Annotated in this window: 14 protein-coding genes; 13 read left to right on the top strand and 1 reads right to left on the bottom strand. The window is 59.7% G+C overall.

Annotated elements, in window-relative coordinates; all coding sequences use genetic code 11:
- Nucleotides 1–415 precede the first annotated feature (415 nt).
- From IVB07_RS32885 to IVB07_RS32875, 3 genes are all read left to right on the top strand, one after another.
- Nucleotides 416–850, top strand: coding sequence for a hypothetical protein (locus IVB07_RS32885; RefSeq protein WP_247296862.1), 435 nt, complete (start codon nt 416–418; stop codon nt 848–850).
- A complete protein-coding gene (locus IVB07_RS32880) occupies nt 847–1488 on the top strand; it encodes an SDR family oxidoreductase (RefSeq protein WP_247767317.1) in 642 nt (213 codons plus the stop codon). Before IVB07_RS32885 ends, IVB07_RS32880 begins: the two co-directional genes overlap by 4 nt.
- Before the next feature lie 67 nt (nt 1489–1555).
- Nucleotides 1556–2551 carry a nitrilase-related carbon-nitrogen hydrolase gene (locus tag IVB07_RS32875; protein WP_247289279.1) on the top strand — a complete coding sequence of 332 codons (996 nt, stop codon included), beginning with the start codon at nt 1556–1558 and terminating at the stop codon, nt 2549–2551.
- A gap of 1120 nt (nt 2552–3671) precedes the next feature.
- Here the strand turns inward: IVB07_RS32875 and IVB07_RS32870 are convergent.
- The gene (locus IVB07_RS32870; protein ID WP_247289281.1) at nt 3672–3842 is read right to left on the bottom strand and encodes a hypothetical protein; all 171 of its coding nucleotides are present in this window, start codon (nt 3840–3842) and stop codon (nt 3672–3674) included.
- Between the two features lie 943 nt (nt 3843–4785).
- Here IVB07_RS32870 and IVB07_RS32865 point away from each other — a divergent pair.
- The 10 genes from IVB07_RS32865 to trbK-alt all read left to right on the top strand — a co-directional run bounded on the left by IVB07_RS32865 (nt 4786) and on the right by trbK-alt (nt 15734).
- A complete protein-coding gene (locus IVB07_RS32865) occupies nt 4786–5448 on the top strand; it encodes a hypothetical protein (protein WP_247405676.1) in 663 nt (220 codons plus the stop codon).
- A 103-nt stretch (nt 5449–5551) separates the two neighbouring features.
- Nucleotides 5552–6847 (top strand): MFS transporter, encoded by a 1296-nt coding sequence (locus tag IVB07_RS32860; protein ID WP_256470644.1) that lies wholly within the window; start codon nt 5552–5554, stop codon nt 6845–6847.
- Nucleotides 6848–7061: 214 nt separating this feature from the next.
- Nucleotides 7062–8276 (top strand): TlpA disulfide reductase family protein, encoded by a 1215-nt coding sequence (locus IVB07_RS32855; protein ID WP_247367608.1) that lies wholly within the window; start codon nt 7062–7064, stop codon nt 8274–8276.
- Between the two features lie 536 nt (nt 8277–8812).
- Nucleotides 8813–10108 carry a C4-dicarboxylate transporter DctA gene (gene dctA, locus IVB07_RS32850; protein ID WP_018459007.1) on the top strand — a complete coding sequence of 432 codons (1296 nt, stop codon included), beginning with the start codon at nt 8813–8815 and terminating at the stop codon, nt 10106–10108.
- A 569-nt stretch (nt 10109–10677) separates the two neighbouring features.
- Nucleotides 10678–11598, top strand: a complete 921-nt coding sequence (gene trbB, locus IVB07_RS32845) for a P-type conjugative transfer ATPase TrbB (protein WP_247289287.1) — start codon at nt 10678–10680, stop codon at nt 11596–11598.
- Complete coding sequence (locus IVB07_RS32840; protein ID WP_247289289.1) at nt 11595–11921, top strand: TrbC/VirB2 family protein; 327 nt, start codon at nt 11595–11597, stop codon at nt 11919–11921. Before trbB ends, IVB07_RS32840 begins: the two co-directional genes overlap by 4 nt.
- The gene (locus tag IVB07_RS32835; RefSeq protein WP_247289291.1) at nt 11921–12184 is read left to right on the top strand and encodes a VirB3 family type IV secretion system protein; all 264 of its coding nucleotides are present in this window, start codon (nt 11921–11923) and stop codon (nt 12182–12184) included. Before IVB07_RS32840 ends, IVB07_RS32835 begins: the two co-directional genes overlap by 1 nt.
- A gap of 9 nt (nt 12185–12193) precedes the next feature.
- Nucleotides 12194–14629, top strand: a complete 2436-nt coding sequence (gene trbE, locus IVB07_RS32830; protein WP_247289293.1) for a conjugal transfer protein TrbE — start codon at nt 12194–12196, stop codon at nt 14627–14629.
- Complete coding sequence (trbJ, locus tag IVB07_RS32825; RefSeq protein WP_247289295.1) at nt 14626–15360, top strand: P-type conjugative transfer protein TrbJ; 735 nt, start codon at nt 14626–14628, stop codon at nt 15358–15360. Before trbE ends, trbJ begins: the two co-directional genes overlap by 4 nt.
- 2 nt (nt 15361–15362) lie before the next feature.
- Nucleotides 15363–15734 (top strand): putative entry exclusion protein TrbK-alt, encoded by a 372-nt coding sequence (gene trbK-alt, locus IVB07_RS32820; protein WP_247289297.1) that lies wholly within the window; start codon nt 15363–15365, stop codon nt 15732–15734.
- Nucleotides 15735–15737 lie beyond the last annotated feature (3 nt).

Below are 15737 nucleotides of genomic sequence, written 5' to 3'. Positions count from 1 at the left end.
AGGGCCAAATCGAACGGACCGAGCGCCTTAGATCGGGACCGACGGCAGATATCTGAGGGCTGGGAGGCCGCATGAATGAATGCTGAAATCTGAAGCGAGTTGAGACGAGGTACGGCCTGCATTCGAGCTGCCGCTCGATGGGGTAACGCTGCTTGCTTGAGCAAGCGGAAGCCTCTCCAGAGTTCCGGAAGCTCTTCTCAAAAGTTGGCCTACCAGTTTTTGCGGATTGCATCGCAGGGCCTCTGTGTTAGCAATCCACCTTGCACGGTCTTAGTCTGCGAAATCCTGTCGAAAATGCGAGAACTTGCACTGCCCCAAACTTCAGCAAACTGGTGTAACGTTATCCGTTTACGTCAGATTGCAATGAGGCAAACCCCTGAGACCGCCTGCAATATGTTTCCACAATTCTAGAGGAATGGAACTACATCGTCCACTTTCGATGGAAGGACAACTGGAGAAGCACATTGGCTTGGAGCCGTTGAATGAGACCCAATCCCGCCGGATGGCGATGATGGCCAAGCATCCTCACACCAAGATCAATCTGATCAGCTCGCTGGCCTCGCGACAAGACGGCGTTACGCAAGCAGAGTTGCGCAAGGCCACAGGATGGAAGCTTGTCCCGATGCCCCTGATCGCGAAGCGGTGCAAGATGAAGCTGATTACCAAACGTGAGAAGGGCAGCGTCACTCGCAAGAACGGTAAGATCGCGAGCAAGAGCGGCCACTTCACCACGTACTACATGATGGCGCATCATTTGACTACGGCAGTTGCCGACGCGACTACCGACACAGTGGGCAGAAAGCCCTATCCGTCAATGCATAAGCCAAGTGATGCGGAAAACGCGTCATGAGCCAAAGTCCTGCAGGGAATCGCGAAGCTATCCCGACAGCGAGGCTCGGCTATTTTTCGCGCCGGCTATCCCGCCTCGGAGGAAAGCGCGAAACTGTTATAGCCCATTTCGATGCCAATGCCGAAATCGCGAAACTCGGCTCGCTCGCGCAAACAGCTCAGCAGAGCGTTGACGTCTTCGTCAATTTCCCCGGATTCTATTTCAATACTCACAAGGCGCTGCCTCTCGCGCGCAACCCGAGCGAGATCGTCTTCACGGCTTCTTCGTCCAATCAGGTCGGAATCGCGGGAACATCGGTTGTGTCGGCATCCAAGGCCGAACTGTGCCACTTGACGCGAGCCCTTGGCACCCAACTGATCCGCCGAAGCGCTCGGATAAACGCCGAGAGCTCGGGCGTCACCGAAAGTCCGCTGTTTAGAAACATCGGCATTTTCGAGACCAGCGTGCAAGACCGCGGAACGGTCCCGCTGGAGCAGATAGCCGCGAAACACTTCGGTAAGCCACGGAAGATCGCGGCGCGTGAGCTTCCTCGCTTTGGGCGACGCATCCTACATCACCGGCATCGACGTGGCTGTCGATGGCAGACGCACACAGCCTTGAGCCCAACAAGCCCCCATGGGCTCGAAGAGCCCCCGTGAGAGTTATCCGTCATCCTCTACACCAGTTGCAGTGCAACGCGGATACTCACAATGTGCAGAGAACAGAATGAGAAAAATCATTAAGGCAGCCGCCGTACAGATCAGCCCCGTGTTGTACAGCCGAGAGGGGACAGTCGAGAAGATCACCAGAAAGATTCGCGAATTGGGCAAAAAGGGGGTGCGTTTCGCCACGTTTCCCGAGACCATCATTCCCTACTACCCGTATTTCTCGTTCGTACAGCCGCCCTTCACGCTTGCCAAGGAGCATCAGAGGCTGCTTGAGCAGTCCCTTACGGTACCCTCTGCGGAGACGCATGCGATCGGTGATGCGGCCAAGGACGCCCAAATGGTCGTTTCGGTCGGCGCCAATGAGCGGGACGGAGGATCGATCTATAACACTCAGCTCCTGTTCGATGCGGACGGCACGCTGATCCAGCGTCGCCGCAAGATCACCCCCACCTATCATGAGCGGATGGTCTGGGGCCAAGGCGACGGTGCCGGCCTTCGCGCCGTAGACAGCGCCGTTGGCCGGATCGGCCAGCTTGCGTGCTGGGAACATTATCTCCCGCTGGCAAGATACGCCTTGATTGCCGATGGCGAGCAGATCCACTCCGCGATGTACCCCGGCTCAATCTTCGGCCCTCTTTTCTCCCAGCAAACGGAAGTGAGCACCCGACAGCATGCCCTTGAATCGGCCTGCTTCGTCGTCAGCGCAACCGCATGGCTCAACGCCGACCAACAAGCCCAAATTGCCAATGACACGGGCGCTGCTATCGCCCCGATTTCCGGCGGTTGCTTCACGGCTATCGTTGCCCCCGATGGTCAATTGATAGGCGAGCCCCTGAAGGAAGGTGAAGGAGAGGTGATTGCCGATCTCGACTTCATCGAAATCGACGGGCGCAAGAGAGTGATGGATGCAAGCGGTCACTACAGTCGCCCTGAACTGATCAGCCTCCTGATCGACCGAACACCTTCTTCGCATGTCCATGAACGGACTATTCCTCCGAGGAGCGTGGCGACTGCCGGCCTTCATCGCGAGGACCGTGCTGCGGACGCCTCTTGACATTTTTTGGTCCTCCCCGCCCGAGCCGGAGATGGCGCATCCCCGCTTCGACCCGAACGGCCGGAGATCAGGTAATCGCCCGAGAGTCACGTGCGCAAAGAGAAAGAGCTTGTTTGCAGCAGGGCCATGCGGGCCGCTTGGCATGATCCAGACCGGTTCTCTATTGGAGAAATGACTAGCTGCGGAGCCTCGCCAATGACCTTCAGCCTACAGCGCACCCGGTCACTGCAGCGGCAAGTTCGCTTCAGGTGTTCGAAAAGTTACGCTGACCGCCGCGCCCATCCTTGCCGCGCCCCGCCTTGAGATCTGGATGTTGCCTCAATGAGGACCCGCTCATGTTGGGAGCCTACATCGTCAGCTCGAGACGGCTCGTCACGGCAGGTCTTTCCGAGTGGCCAAACGGCGGACAGATCAGGTCCAGGCGATCCCCGCCGGGGAAGCTGGCGTCTGAAGGTGAACGCGCACTCAAGCTATGTGATCTCCATGCAACGGCAATCCTGCGCAACACGAGCGCCCATTCGGGTTAGGAATTTTATGGAGGACGACAAAAACCAGATTACTCGCCGAGAAGGTGCCCACGGTTGCGCTCAACGATCCGGATCCAGCCCGCGGCTCGAGAAATGGGCCAAAGAGTACGAAAAGCTGTGTCCTGGACCCGGCCTCCAGATGCGATGAAAATTCATAACTGCCGCCGCACGGTGCTCTGCGGCGCTGGCACGCTCTCAGTAAACAACCGCACTTTCAGGGCGCAGTATCCAGGCCTATGCTGGCGGGATGGAGCAATCAGTACTTTTCAGGTGCCCGCGCAGACGGGCATGAACGTGCAGCAACTGCTGACGGGACTGGAGCAGATCGGTCCCGATACTCATCTACCGGTCGTTTGGCCGGCATGCTCCTCGGTCCATTTGGTGAATGCCTCCACCGGCAAGCTGTGACCACAGTGCTTCTGAAGTGCGGTGAGGGCAGTCGACGGGTGCCATCCGGCATGCTCACTCCGGTTTGGGTGCGCATCCTTTCCGGCGTAGTTCGCGTACCATCCCTGGAAAATCCAGCGCCTTAGAGGGGTGATGCTTGCTGCCGCTGCAGGCGTCGCAGTCGCCCTCGCGGCCGGCGCTCTTCCTCAAGCTTCGGCACCATCAGAAATGGTGCTTACGGCTGGCACGGTGCGGTGCAGCGGCAGCGTGCGTTGAAGATTGCGGCTGGCCGGCGAAGGTTTCCCCAGCTTAGCATCGTATTTCTCGGCCAGCACCAGAAGCCGCTTTCGCGTGAACGGATCGGCCTGATCAGCCATCGTGGGCCCGCTCTGCAAAGCTCCTGTAGAACTCGACATCCATGATGTGCCCTCACTCAACGCCACCAGGATTTGCACTTAAGTACATCGGGCGGGCGAACAGGGGGGCCTTTCGCAGAATGTTCTGCAACGAGGCTGTAGCAGCCGATTTGGCGCAAGTAAGCTCGCCGTCGGCAGGGGCAATTCACATTTCAGTCCTCCATCGATCCGGAAGCGACGCCCGGGGTGCGGCGGACCCATGAATCGCGTGGCTGGCGAGGACCGGCACAACGAGCGCTACGTCTGTAGCCATAACGAGGGGGACCCGCTGCGCGATCCACCCGCCTGCCAGCGGGACCGACAGTTCCCCTGAGGCCTCCTGACAGGTGAGTGGTCGCACCGGGCCTGCTGATACGTTTGAACAGCCGTAGGACGGGCTCGACGTGCGGCACGCGAACGGGTGTAAGTCCTATCGCACGCTGGTGATGCATGCCGGAAATCGGGCGAGGCGCGGGTGTATTTGGTCGCCGCATGAGCTGGTGCGCTTCTTACGAGGCGCATCACCGCACAGGGAATAAGGCCGGTGCGTCCGCGCGGGTCGTTCGCGACCTCGAGGGCGCGAGGGCGCATCTAGATTGCGCCTGCGCCTCGTTTTGGATCGGCAACTTTGTCGATTTGACGTAAGGGTGCACGCACCGTCCCCGAAATCGCGCGTCTATCGGCGACCTGCTGTCTAGAGGCACAAGAGGCTACGACGTCTGGCGCTGGTCTTTAGGAATCCGCCCTTTCTTTCTTTCGGTACGCCAGGCTGCGACCAGAATGTCCCCGCGGTTGAAGCGGCATGCGGTCTCGGCCCTTTTGTCGTGCGTCATCGCAGGGCGATTCATCTGTTTCGACCAAACATCCAGACCACGCGCGAGCAAGCGCAGGCGGTGTGCGGTCGCAGAAAGAAGGAAGCTGGAGTATGCAGATTAGCGGCGGGCGCCGGGAAGAACCGAGCTCAAGTCGGAATGAAGCTGAGGTGGACGCGCAGCCGAGTCCAAGCGAAGCTCAGCAGACCAGAAAGATAACAATTCAACTTTCTGAGTGCATTTTCCAGCGACTCGAAGCCGCGACTGACCGCCCTGGTATGGGCAAGAGCGTCGTCGTCGAGGCGGCACTTGAGCGCTTCCTGGATCCGGCGCCGCGTATAGAGGGCCTGGTTTACGAGGCGATCGAGCGAACGAATAAGCAGGTGCTCAGTCTGCGGACGGACATTGCGGTGATCGCGGAAACAGTGGCTCTCCATGTGCGATACCACCTCACGCTGACCCCGCCGATGCCGCCATCCAAGCAGGACGAGGCCTGCGTACTGGGCCTCGAGCGCTTCAAGGCTTTTGCCGAGCAGGTCGATCGTCGCGTACGGTTTGGCCGGCCCTTGCTGCAGGAGGCAATTGATAGCTCGGGAAGTTCCAGCCGATCCGGGCCTGAATTGGGCGGCGGAGCGTCACGCGCCGTTCCACGAGCGCCAGTTGAAGAAGAAACCCACTGCGTGGCCGTCGTAGGTGAAAACTCAAACGCGGGTGCTGTCGCCGAGGAGGGCGGCAGCAATATCCACTTTCGACAGCTGCCAAACGCCTTGTGTTAAAGCCAGTGGCCGCGTTTTGAGCGACACGCGCAGCGATGCCGCTGGGCTGAGATCAGGCGAGAAGCCGGTCAACCGGGGTTGGAGCTGGCGGATCATCTCTTGCGTGTTCCTTCCCTTTGCAGCGGGATGTTATCTTTCCTACCTGTTTCGGATGATCAACACGCTCATTTGTGACCGCCTCGCCTCTGAATTGGGGCTTGGTACGGCCGATTTGGGGCTGTTGGGCTCGATCTACTTTCTAGTCCTTACCGGCAGCCAGATTCCGATGGGCATGCTCTTGGATCGCTTCGGTCCGCGCCGAGTCCAGGGTGCGCTCTTGCTGCTGGCTGCCGCAGGCGCTGCGCTTTTCGGACTATCGAATGGATTTCTGTCGCTTCTGATTGCTCGCGCGATGATAGCATTAGGTACCGCAGCTTCCCTCATGTCTGGCCTGAAAACAGTCGTGCTCTGGTTTCCGAGAGAGCGCGTGGCGCTCATCAACGGCTGTATGATCATGCTGGGTGCACTGGGCGCGGTAACGGCAACCGCACCAGCCGAGGCATTGCTTAACTGGATAGGCTGGCGCGGTCTATTTGAGGTGCTTGCCGCATCCAGCGCCTCCGCGGCCGCTTCGATCTATTTTTTGGTTCCAGAGCATGAGGCAACTGCGAAGAGCCCTCCAGGGACAGTCAGCCTGAAGACCGTCTATACGGATGGGCGGTTCTGGAGAATTGCGCCGATTTCTTCAACATGTATCGGGTCCGCGTGGGCCCTGCAGTCCTTGTGGGCAGCGTCCTGGCTGAGCGATGTGGAAGGGTTGGATCGAACAAGCCTTGTCACTCGATTGCTCGCAATGGCGATAGCCCTAAGCATTGGCGCATTGCTGCTCAGCGTGGTCGCCGATTCACTGCGCCGGCATGGCAAGAACATTGAAACGTTGCTCTCAATCGTAGCTGCTGTGTTCATTGCAGCCGAACTCGCGCTGATATTGCATCCGCCATTCCCGTCGCTACCGTCGTGGATCGTTGTGGCGGTGGTCGGATCAGCAATCGTCCTCAGCTACGCGATCATCGGAGATTACTTTCCGGCCCAACTGATCGCGCGCGCAAACGGCGTGCTCAACGTTCTGCATTTCGGGTGGGCTTTCCTCGTCCAGTACGGGACGGGGTTAATTCTCGAGCAATGGCCGGTAAAGGACGGACACTACCCCTCAATCGCGTATCAGACGGCGTTCAGTATGAATGTTGTGCTGCAGCTGGTCGCACTAGTCTGGTTCATCGCCCCTTGGTTCAAATGGTTGAATTGGAAATCTGAGATCGCCGTCAAGCGCAAGTCGACGGGCCAAAGCAGGTCAGTTCACGTCATGATCCCGAGCGCCGAAATGGTTATCCTGGAAACCGATCATGATGTGGAGTGGTGAACTCGGCCTTCTGCCTGACTTCCCGCCTCTTCGGTCTGCGTTAAGGAGGTCCGGCCGACTGATTGCTTAAGAAGCTCCAAACAGCTGGTCGGATATGCGACATGCGTCGCAAGGTCGACAGGAATGATACGAAAAATGCGTAATATGAATGAGCGCTGGCTGGCATGCGACTTGCTGTTGTTTTCCACAGAGCCAGGTAAAGCGAATTTGAGCAATGACCAGTGTGACTGAGAGCGCAAGTCAAGTCGGTGCGGAGAATGTGCTGAGAGTCGGTTCGCCGGCTCCCTCCATCAAAGTTGAGGACTGGCTCCGTGGCCAACCCCTTACAAAGTTCGAGCCTGGGAAAGTATACATCATCGAGTTTTGGGCGACGTGGTGCGGACCATGTATCGCCTCGATGCCGAATTTGGTGACCCTGCAGAGCAAATACAGGAGCAACGGAGTTGAGGTGGTGGGCATCGCGGCTCACGAACAAGCTTCGACGGCAGATGAAGCGCGAGCCAGCTTGGACGCTTGGTTGACGAAGAGCTTGCCAGATCTGAACTTCGCGATCGCATTCGACTACTCCGGCGAAATGAACAAGCTTTGGATGGATCCCAGCTTTTCTGTCGGGATTCCCTCGTCATTCGTGGTCGATCGTGACGGCCGCTTCGCCTTTATCGGCCATCCGACGCAACTCGATAACTTGTTGCCAAAAGTTCTGAACGGCTCCTGGGCAGTGAGCGACGAAGCCAAAGCCCTGGATGCGGAGAGGATAACCACGGGCAGACGCAGAAAGCGCGAACTATCGCAGAAGCGAGCGCTGGTGGAACCGATCTTTGCCAGACTTGAAGCCGCCATGAATAGTAAGGATTGGGCGGCAGCCCTTTCAGGGGTTGAGGAGGCACTCGCTGCGATGCCGGACGATGTCACCATCCGTGGGCTTCATGCGGAATTGTTGCTTCACAAGATACGCGACATGCGGGCCGGCTTGGCGGTATTGCGCCAATTGGTTCGCGATGCGATCGACAAGAAATCTGTGGTTTGGATGAGCGTGGCCATCCGCCAACTCTTCGACCCCGCGAAAGACTACTCCGGTTTCCCACATGCCGAGCGCTTTGCCATGGGCAGGGACCTCTCCGAACACATCCTCGCGGCGAATCCGCCCCAAGGCAGCGAGGGCGCGAAGTTCCTCTCGTACGGGGCGGTCGCTCGGTACTATTACGAGACCGGTAACAGGGATCGCGCGATCGAATTGGTCGAGGTGGCGCTGAAATGGCTGGATGCAGCGCCTGCCTCCGATGTAGCGAAACGGGATCTCGTGCAGTGCTCCCTCCAGGCCTTGGCGAGCTACAGGAGTGAGAAGCTCTGTTACGAGGAGTGTTGTTCGGCACCGCAAAACACAGCTCCCGAAAAGGCGGAACCGGGATCGCCAATGGAGGCAGCGTGAGCAATGCTACTGGCTATGTCTTCTCGGCCCTTGTGGTTTTCGATCGAAGTTGATGCCTTTGGGAATGTCCGGGCATTCACCTGAAGCCAGGATAGGACGAGTGAGGGGTGAACGCAGGCGCGCCGCACCACCACAAGTTCTTTACGGTGAATGTCTCTTCAACGTACGGTCGCGGTCCGGCGCGATACGGCGAGAATGCCTCAGGTGAAGAGTGGTCGCCGGCTGCTAAGGGTGGCGGCATTTAACATGCTGGTCGCATCTTCGAACAACCAAAAAAGATTGAAATGGGTGGTGACGCTGATGCATTCGAACTCTCAAGGAAGCTTTCTCAAGTTTTTACCGCTGGTTTCAGAAGGGATTCAGGACTTTGTTTCGCGTTGGCCGCAAGCCCATTCGGGAGAGCCGGCAACCGGTGGCAACGGACGGGGTTTTTTAAAGCGGTCAGTGCGCTGTGCGTGCCCCGCTAAGGGAACACTGAGCGAAGCCGTGCCTTCATTGTCACTCCGCTTTGGTACCACGGCGCCGGGTCGAGCGTGATGTACAATCACCGCCAGCGCCGCTCTGTTAAAGCCGCCGCCCTGTTCCAGCCATCTGGCCCCTGGTACAATGTTCTTTATATCCAGGTACTCATCGCGATCCTGATTGGCGTTCTCGTTGGCTGGTTGTGGCCTTCTGTGGGGACGAACAGCTGGGTCAAAGCGCTTGGTGACGGATTCATCAAGCTGATCAAAATGGTGATCGCCCCGATCATCTTCTGCACTGTTGTGTCCGGAATTGCGCATGTTCAGGATGCACGAAAGGTCGGCCGAGTCGGCGTCAAGGCGCTGCTTTACTTCGAGATCGTGTCAACCTTTGCGCTGATCCTGGGTCTCGTGATGGGCAATCTCGTTCAGGCCGGTCATGGGCTCGCTCCCAGGGCTGATGCCGCGGCGGTAGCCAACTACGTTAAAAGAGCGGAAGGGCAGAAGGCGGTCGATTTCCTCCTCAATATTATTCCGGATAGCGTAGTTGGCGCTCTGGCGCGAGGCGACGTGCTACAGGTGCTGCTGTTTGCCATCCTATTCGGGTTCTCGCTGATGGCGCTTGGCCAGCGGGGTGAGCGGATGCGCAGTCTGGTCGACGATGCTGCACACGCGGTGTTTGGTGTCATTAGGATCGTAATGAAGGCAGCGCCAATCGGGGCGTTCGGCGCCATGGCCTACACTATCGGCGAATTCGGACCGTCCGCGCTCGGTAAACTCATCAGCTTGGTTGCTCTGTTCTATGTGACAGCCGGGCTCTTCGTGATCATTGTGCTTGGCCTGGTCGCGCGCTTGGTCGGTTTTTCTATTCTAAAGTTCATCTTCTACATCAAGGATGAGCTGTTGATCGTGCTCGGAACGTCGTCGTCCGAAAGCGCGCTGCCGCAGTTGATGGAAAAACTCGAACGGCTGGGCTGTTCCAAGCCGGTCGTGGGCCTGGTGGTGCCGACAGGATACTCTTTCAATTTGGATGGGACCAACATTTACATGACGTTGGCGACCTTGTTCATCGCGCAGGCGCTCGGGGTCGATCTCGACTTCGGCCAGCAGCTCACGATACTCGTAGTGGCGATGCTCACCTCGAAGGGCGCGAGTGGTGTTACCGGTGCCGGGTTCGTCACCCTGGCCGCAACGTTGACCGTGGTCAGTCCTGACCTCGTCCCGGGCATTGCGATCGTATTCTCGATCGACAAGTTCATGAGCGAGGTGCGCGCGCTTACCAACATCATCGGGAACGGTATTGCCGCGGTGTTTGTGTCGTGGTGGGAAGGTGAACTCGACCATGTCTCGCTACACGCGCAGCTCAAGTAGATCTGCGATTTCAGCTCGGCCATTGCGGACTAGAAATCACTCTTTGAACGCCTGCATTCTGCGTCGGCAATCCTCGTGCAGTACTGGGCCACCCTGAGTCCAGGGGGAATGGTGCAGGGGCATGTTACGCTCAGGGTGGTGCACGGGACCCAGCGTCGGCATTGGTACCTGCGGCAGCCCGCCGGCTGATGTGGTTCATCATTCCGGGTTTGAGCTTCCTAAAAAACTGGGAGCTCAATCGTGCCCACGCGAGGGAGCGACAGTGGTTCAGGAGAAGCAATGGAGCCTGAGCAAACACCGCGACGAGGCGTAAAAATAGTAAGCTCCGGACCATTGCTCATTGCTGATTTCTCGCCTCGCGGTCGAGGGGCGGCGCGTCAAGCCGCCGCTCTTTTCAAATGCTCCTTTCTCTGCGCTAGACTACGAACGGCATACTCCCTTCGTTGCGGTAACACGTGATCTGTCTTTTATTTGCCTTCAGATGAGGGCGCGGAAGCGGCCTCAGCAGCTTGGGGCAAATCGTGGCGATCCATTCTTTTGATTCAGAAGCGAACTTGCGCGGAGCGCGTATGCTGCGTACCGCGTTGGGGCCCGCCATCGCAGGATTTTTGGAAGATCCGGCAATCGTCGAGGTGATGCTCAATCCCGACGGCCGGCTGTGGATCGACGGACTGTCCAGCGGCCTTACAGACACCGGAGAGAGCCTTTCGGCAGCGGATGGCGAACGAATCGTCCGACTGGTCGCGCACTATGTAGGAGCAGAAGTTCATCCCGGCTCGCCCAGGATTTCGGCTGAGCTGCCGGAAACGGGGGAACGTTTCGAAGGATTGCTGCCGCCCGTTGTTGCGGCGCCGACGTTTGCGATCCGCAAACCGGCGGTCGCCGTGTTCGGCCTGGACGACTATGTCGCCGCAGGCATCATGAACGTGAGCCAAGCGAGCGCGCTTCGCAATGCGGTCGCCGCACGGAAGAACATCCTGGTCGCCGGCGGCACCTCGACCGGCAAGACGACGCTGACAAATGCGCTGCTTGCCGAGGTTGCCAAAGGATCGGACCGTGTCGTTCTCATCGAAGATACCCGGGAGCTTCAGTGCATGGCACCGAACCTGGTGGCGCTGCGGACCAAGGACGGCGTGATCTCGCTCTCTGATCTTGTGCGCTCCTCTCTTCGCCTGCGCCCCGATCGCATTCCGATCGGCGAGGTCCGTGGGGCCGAAGCGCTCGATCTTTTGAAAGCCTGGGGCACAGGCCATCCCGGCGGCATCGGAACGATACACGCCGGGACCTCGCTTGGCGCGCTGCGCCGGCTCGAGCAGCTGATCCAGGAAGCCGTCATCACCGTCCCGCGCGCCCTGATCGGAGAAACCATCAACGTCATCGCCGTTCTCTCTGGCCGTGGCGGCGAACGGCGGTTGAGCGAACTCGCCAGCGTCGACGGCCTTGGATCATTGGGCGACTACAGCCTTTCGAACATCGGAGATCAGTCATGACCACACGATCGTCTCTCGGGCGCGGCTTCATCTCAATTGTGGCGTTCTCCAGCCTTGCCCTAGCCAGCGCGCCGGCCTGGGCCGCCGGCTCGAACATGCCTTGGGAGCAGCCGCTGAACCAGATCCTGCAATCGGTCGAAGGTCCGGTCGCAAAGATCATTGCGGTCATCATCATCATCGTGACCGGGCTGTCGCTCGCCTTTGGCGACACCTCGGGTGGTTTCCGGCGGCTAGTCCAGATCGTGTTCGGCCTGTCGATCGCATTCGCCGCATCGAGCTTCTTCCTTTCGTTCTTCTCATTCGGCGGCGGAGTGGTGATCTGATGGACGAGCCAGTCCCGGAATTTGTGGCTCCCGTCCACCGCGCGCTCACCGAACCGATCCTGATGGGCGGCGCGCCGCGCGCGGTTGCCATCCTCAACGGCACACTGGCCGCCGCACTCGGTCTCGGCCTGCGCATGTGGCTGGCCGGCCTTCTCCTCGCTTTCGTGGGCCACATGGCTGCGGTCTGGGCCGCAAAGCGCGATCCGGAATTCGTGGAAGTCGTGCGCCGGCATGTTCGCGTTCCCGCTCACCTCAGAACCTGAAGTCGTCCCATGATGAATCTTGCCGAATACCGCCGTTCAAGCACACGTCTTGCCGACTTCCTGCCCTGGGCTGCCCTGGTCGATGAAGGGATCATTCTCAATAAGGATGGATCGTTTCAGCGAACGGCCCGGTTCAGAGGGCCGGATCTCGACAGCTCCGTGCCGGCCGAGCTCGTTGCGGTCGCTGGCCGCCTCAACAATGCACTCCGTCGTCTCGGATCCGGGTGGGCCGTGTTCGTCGAGGCGCAGCGGCATTCGGCCGGACGCTATCCGCCGGATACATTCCCGGACGTCGCCTCGGCGCTGGTGGATGCGGAGCGGAAGGCGCAATTCGAGGAAGCCGGCAGTCATTACGAGTCGAGCTACTACCTGACTTTCCTTTATTTGCCTCCGGCAGAGAGTGCGGCCGCAGCAGAGCGCCTGCTGTACGAGGGCAGCCAGCGCGCTGCGGGAGCCGATGCACGCGAGCTGCTCGCCGGCTTTAGTGACCGGACCAGCCGCGTGCTGCAGCTGGTCGAGGGTTTCATGCCGGAATGCCGTTGGCTTGATAACGAGCAAACGCTGACCTACCTGCATTCGACGGTCTCGACCAAACGGCACCGGGTGCGCGTGCCAGAAATCCCGATGTATCTCGATGCGTTGCTAGCCGATCAATCGCTGGTAGGCGGCCTTGAACCCATGCTGGGCGACGCGCATCTGCGCGTTCTGACGCTCGTGGGGTTTCCGACTGCGACCACGCCCGGGATTCTCGACGAGCTGAACCGGCTGGCATTCCCGTACCGCTGGTCGACGCGCGCGATCATGCTCGACAAGACAGATGCCACAAAGCTGCTCACCAGGATCAGGCGTCAATGGTTTGCCAAGCGCAAGTCGATCGCCTCGATCCTGAAGGAGGTGATGACGAACGAGGCCTCCGCGCTTTTGGATACCGATGCCCACAACAAGGCGATGGATGCGGACAGTGCGCTCCAGGAATTGGGTTCGGATCAGATCGGCCAGGTCTTCGTCACGGCAACGGTCACGGTCTGGGACAGGGATCCGCGCGCAGCCGACGAAAAGCTCCGCCTCGCCGAAAAGGTTATCCAGGGCCGAGACTTCACCTGCATGGCCGAGACGGTCAATGCCGTCGAAGCCTGGCTCGGCAGCCTGCCGGGACAAACTTATGCGAACGTCCGCCAGCCGCCGGTCTCGACCCTGAACCTCGCCCATATGATCCCGCTATCTGCGGTATGGGCCGGAGAGGTGAGGGATCACCACTTCAAGGCGCCCCCATTGTTCTTCGGCAAGACTGAAGGTTCCACGCCATTCCGGTTTTCTCTGCATGTCGGAGATGTCGGCCACACGCTGGTCATCGGACCGACGGGCGCCGGCAAGTCGGTCCTGCTGGCGCTCATGGCGCTGCAGTTCCGCCGCTACAGCGCGGCGCAGATCATTGCGTTTGACTTCGGCGGCTCGATCCGCGCATCGGCCATCGCCATGGGCGGCGACTGGCATGATCTCGGCGGCGCGCTCGATCCGTCAGAACTCGTCGCCCTCCAGCCGCTCGCGCGCATCGACGATCTCGGCGAGCGAGGCTGGGCATCCGACTGGATCGCATCGATCCTGTCGCGCGAGCGGATCGAGGTCACGCCTGAGACTAAGGATCATGTCTGGTCGGCGTTGACCTCGCTCGCCTCGGCGCCGGTTGCCGAGCGGACGCTGACTGGGCTCTCCGTTCTCCTACAATCCAACGCTCTCAAGCGCGCGCTGCAGCCCTACTGCCTCGGGGGGCCATACGCGCGGTTGCTGGACGGCGAGCACGAAACGCTCGGTGAAGCCTCCGTCCAGGTGTTCGAGACCGAGGGATTGATTGGGACCTCTGTCGCGCCCGCAGTTCTGGCGTATCTGTTTCACCGGATCGAGGACCGCTTAGACGGCCGTCCGACACTGCTCATCATCGACGAAGGCTGGCTCGCGCTCGATGATGCCGATTTTGCCGGCAAGCTCCGCGAATGGCTCAAAACGCTTCGCAAGAAGAACGCCTCCGTCGTTTTTGCGACCCAGTCGCTCGCCGATGTCGACGGCTCCAAAATCGCGCCTGCCATCATTGAGAGCTGCCCGACCCGGATCCTGTTGCCAAACGATCGCGCCGTCGAGCCGCAGATCATGGCGATTTACCGGCGCTTTGGGCTGAACGACCGCCAGACCGAGATCCTCGCCCGCGCCACCCCCAAGCGACACTACTACTGCCAATCTCGACGCGGCAACCGCCTGTTCGAGCTCGGACTTGGCGAAATCGCCCTCGCCTTCGTGGCCGCCTCGTCCAAAGCCGACCAGGCTCTCGTCGACCGGGTGCTTGCCGAGCACGGAAGGGACGAGTTCGTGACCGGTTGGCTCATGGCGCGCGACCTCGGCTGGGCCTGCAATCTCATTCCGCAGCTCGCCCAACAAGGAGCGCTCTCATGAACTGGATCCGGCCGATTCTGGCGGCAAGCATCATCGCCATGATCATGGTCCAAGCGCCCGGCAGAGCAAAGGCGCAGTGGATCGTTTTCGATCCCAACAACTACGTTCAGAATGTGCTGACCGCCGCGCGTGAGCTGCAGCAGATCAACAACCAGATCACCTCGCTGCAGAACGAAGCGCAGATGCTGATCAATCAGGCGAAGAACCTGGCCAGCCTGCCTTATTCGTCGTTACAACAGCTCGAGCAATCGATTCAGCGCACCCAGCAGCTACTCTCGCAGGCACAGCGAATTGCCTATGATGTCGAGCAGGTCGATCGCGCGTTTTCCACCACCTATGCGCCGGCATCGGTCAGCATGTCCAATGGGCTCCTTGTCGGGAATGCGCAGACGCGTTGGCAGAACTCCGTTGCCGGGCTGCAGGACGCCATGCGGCTCCAAGCGAGTGTTGTCCGCAATCTCGACACCAACCGCACCCAAATGTCCGCCCTGGTGACGGCGAGCCAGGGCGCATCGGGTGCGCTTCAGGCAAGTCAGGCCGGCAACCAGCTCCTTGCGTTGCAAGCTCAGCAGCTTGCGGACCTTACGGCTACTGTCGCGTCGCAAGGTCGTGCGGAAACGCTCGAGTCTGCCCAGCGCGCAGCTGCGCAGGATCAGGGCAGGGAGCAACTGCGGCGCTTTCTTAGCCAGGGGCAGGGCTACCAACCAACAACCGTGCAGATGTTTCACTGATCATGAAGAAACGACTTGAACGACTGCCCGCCGCGGCAGCCCTTGGTCTTGCTGTCCTGGTGGTTGGCGTCTGCGCCATTCGGTTGCCTGAGGACAGGAGCGCGACCCAATCTTCCGTCTATCTCGCCTCAAAATCCGATGCGACCGCAGCAAAGCTCGAGCAATGCCGCACCGTCACCTACGAGCAGAAAGAGGCTCTTCTCGAATGCCAGAAGATCTGGGCCGAGCAGCGCAGGCAGTTCTTGGCAGGAAGTAGATCGACAGGTGATCCGGACAGCCGGACAGGCGCCGCGCCATTCCTCTCTCCTGTCCTGCGCAAGGACGAAAGTCGCCTCCCGTCCGGTTTTCCCTCCATTCCAAGCCAAAGCGAGTGACCC

The organism is Bradyrhizobium sp. 172 (genome assembly GCF_023101065.1).
GTDB classification, from domain to species: domain Bacteria; phylum Pseudomonadota; class Alphaproteobacteria; order Rhizobiales; family Xanthobacteraceae; genus Bradyrhizobium; species Bradyrhizobium canariense_D.
Note: the sequence above shows the minus strand (reverse complement) of the source record. Positions and strands in the feature narration are given on the sequence as shown.

Bases quoted from the DNA above. Each gene is read 5' to 3' on its own strand.
- IVB07_RS32865 (WP_247405676.1), top strand. From the start codon at position 4,786: ATGCAGATTAGCGGCGGGCGCCGGGAAGAACCGAGCTCAAGTCGGAAT.
- trbJ (WP_247289295.1), top strand. From the start codon at position 14,626: ATGAACTGGATCCGGCCGATTCTGGCGGCAAGCATCATCGCCATGATC.
- trbK-alt (WP_247289297.1), top strand. From the start codon at position 15,363: ATGAAGAAACGACTTGAACGACTGCCCGCCGCGGCAGCCCTTGGTCTT.
- trbE (WP_247289293.1), top strand. From the start codon at position 12,194: ATGATGAATCTTGCCGAATACCGCCGTTCAAGCACACGTCTTGCCGAC.
- IVB07_RS32855 (WP_247367608.1), top strand. From the start codon at position 7,062: ATGACCAGTGTGACTGAGAGCGCAAGTCAAGTCGGTGCGGAGAATGTG.
- IVB07_RS32870 (WP_247289281.1), bottom strand. From the start codon at position 3,842: ATGGCTGATCAGGCCGATCCGTTCACGCGAAAGCGGCTTCTGGTGCTG.
- IVB07_RS32840 (WP_247289289.1), top strand. From the start codon at position 11,595: ATGACCACACGATCGTCTCTCGGGCGCGGCTTCATCTCAATTGTGGCG.
- IVB07_RS32835 (WP_247289291.1), top strand. From the start codon at position 11,921: ATGGACGAGCCAGTCCCGGAATTTGTGGCTCCCGTCCACCGCGCGCTC.
- dctA (WP_018459007.1), top strand. From the start codon at position 8,813: ATGTACAATCACCGCCAGCGCCGCTCTGTTAAAGCCGCCGCCCTGTTC.
- trbB (WP_247289287.1), top strand. From the start codon at position 10,678: ATGCTGCGTACCGCGTTGGGGCCCGCCATCGCAGGATTTTTGGAAGAT.
- IVB07_RS32880 (WP_247767317.1), top strand. From the start codon at position 847: ATGAGCCAAAGTCCTGCAGGGAATCGCGAAGCTATCCCGACAGCGAGG.
- IVB07_RS32875 (WP_247289279.1), top strand. From the start codon at position 1,556: ATGAGAAAAATCATTAAGGCAGCCGCCGTACAGATCAGCCCCGTGTTG.
- IVB07_RS32885 (WP_247296862.1), top strand. From the start codon at position 416: ATGGAACTACATCGTCCACTTTCGATGGAAGGACAACTGGAGAAGCAC.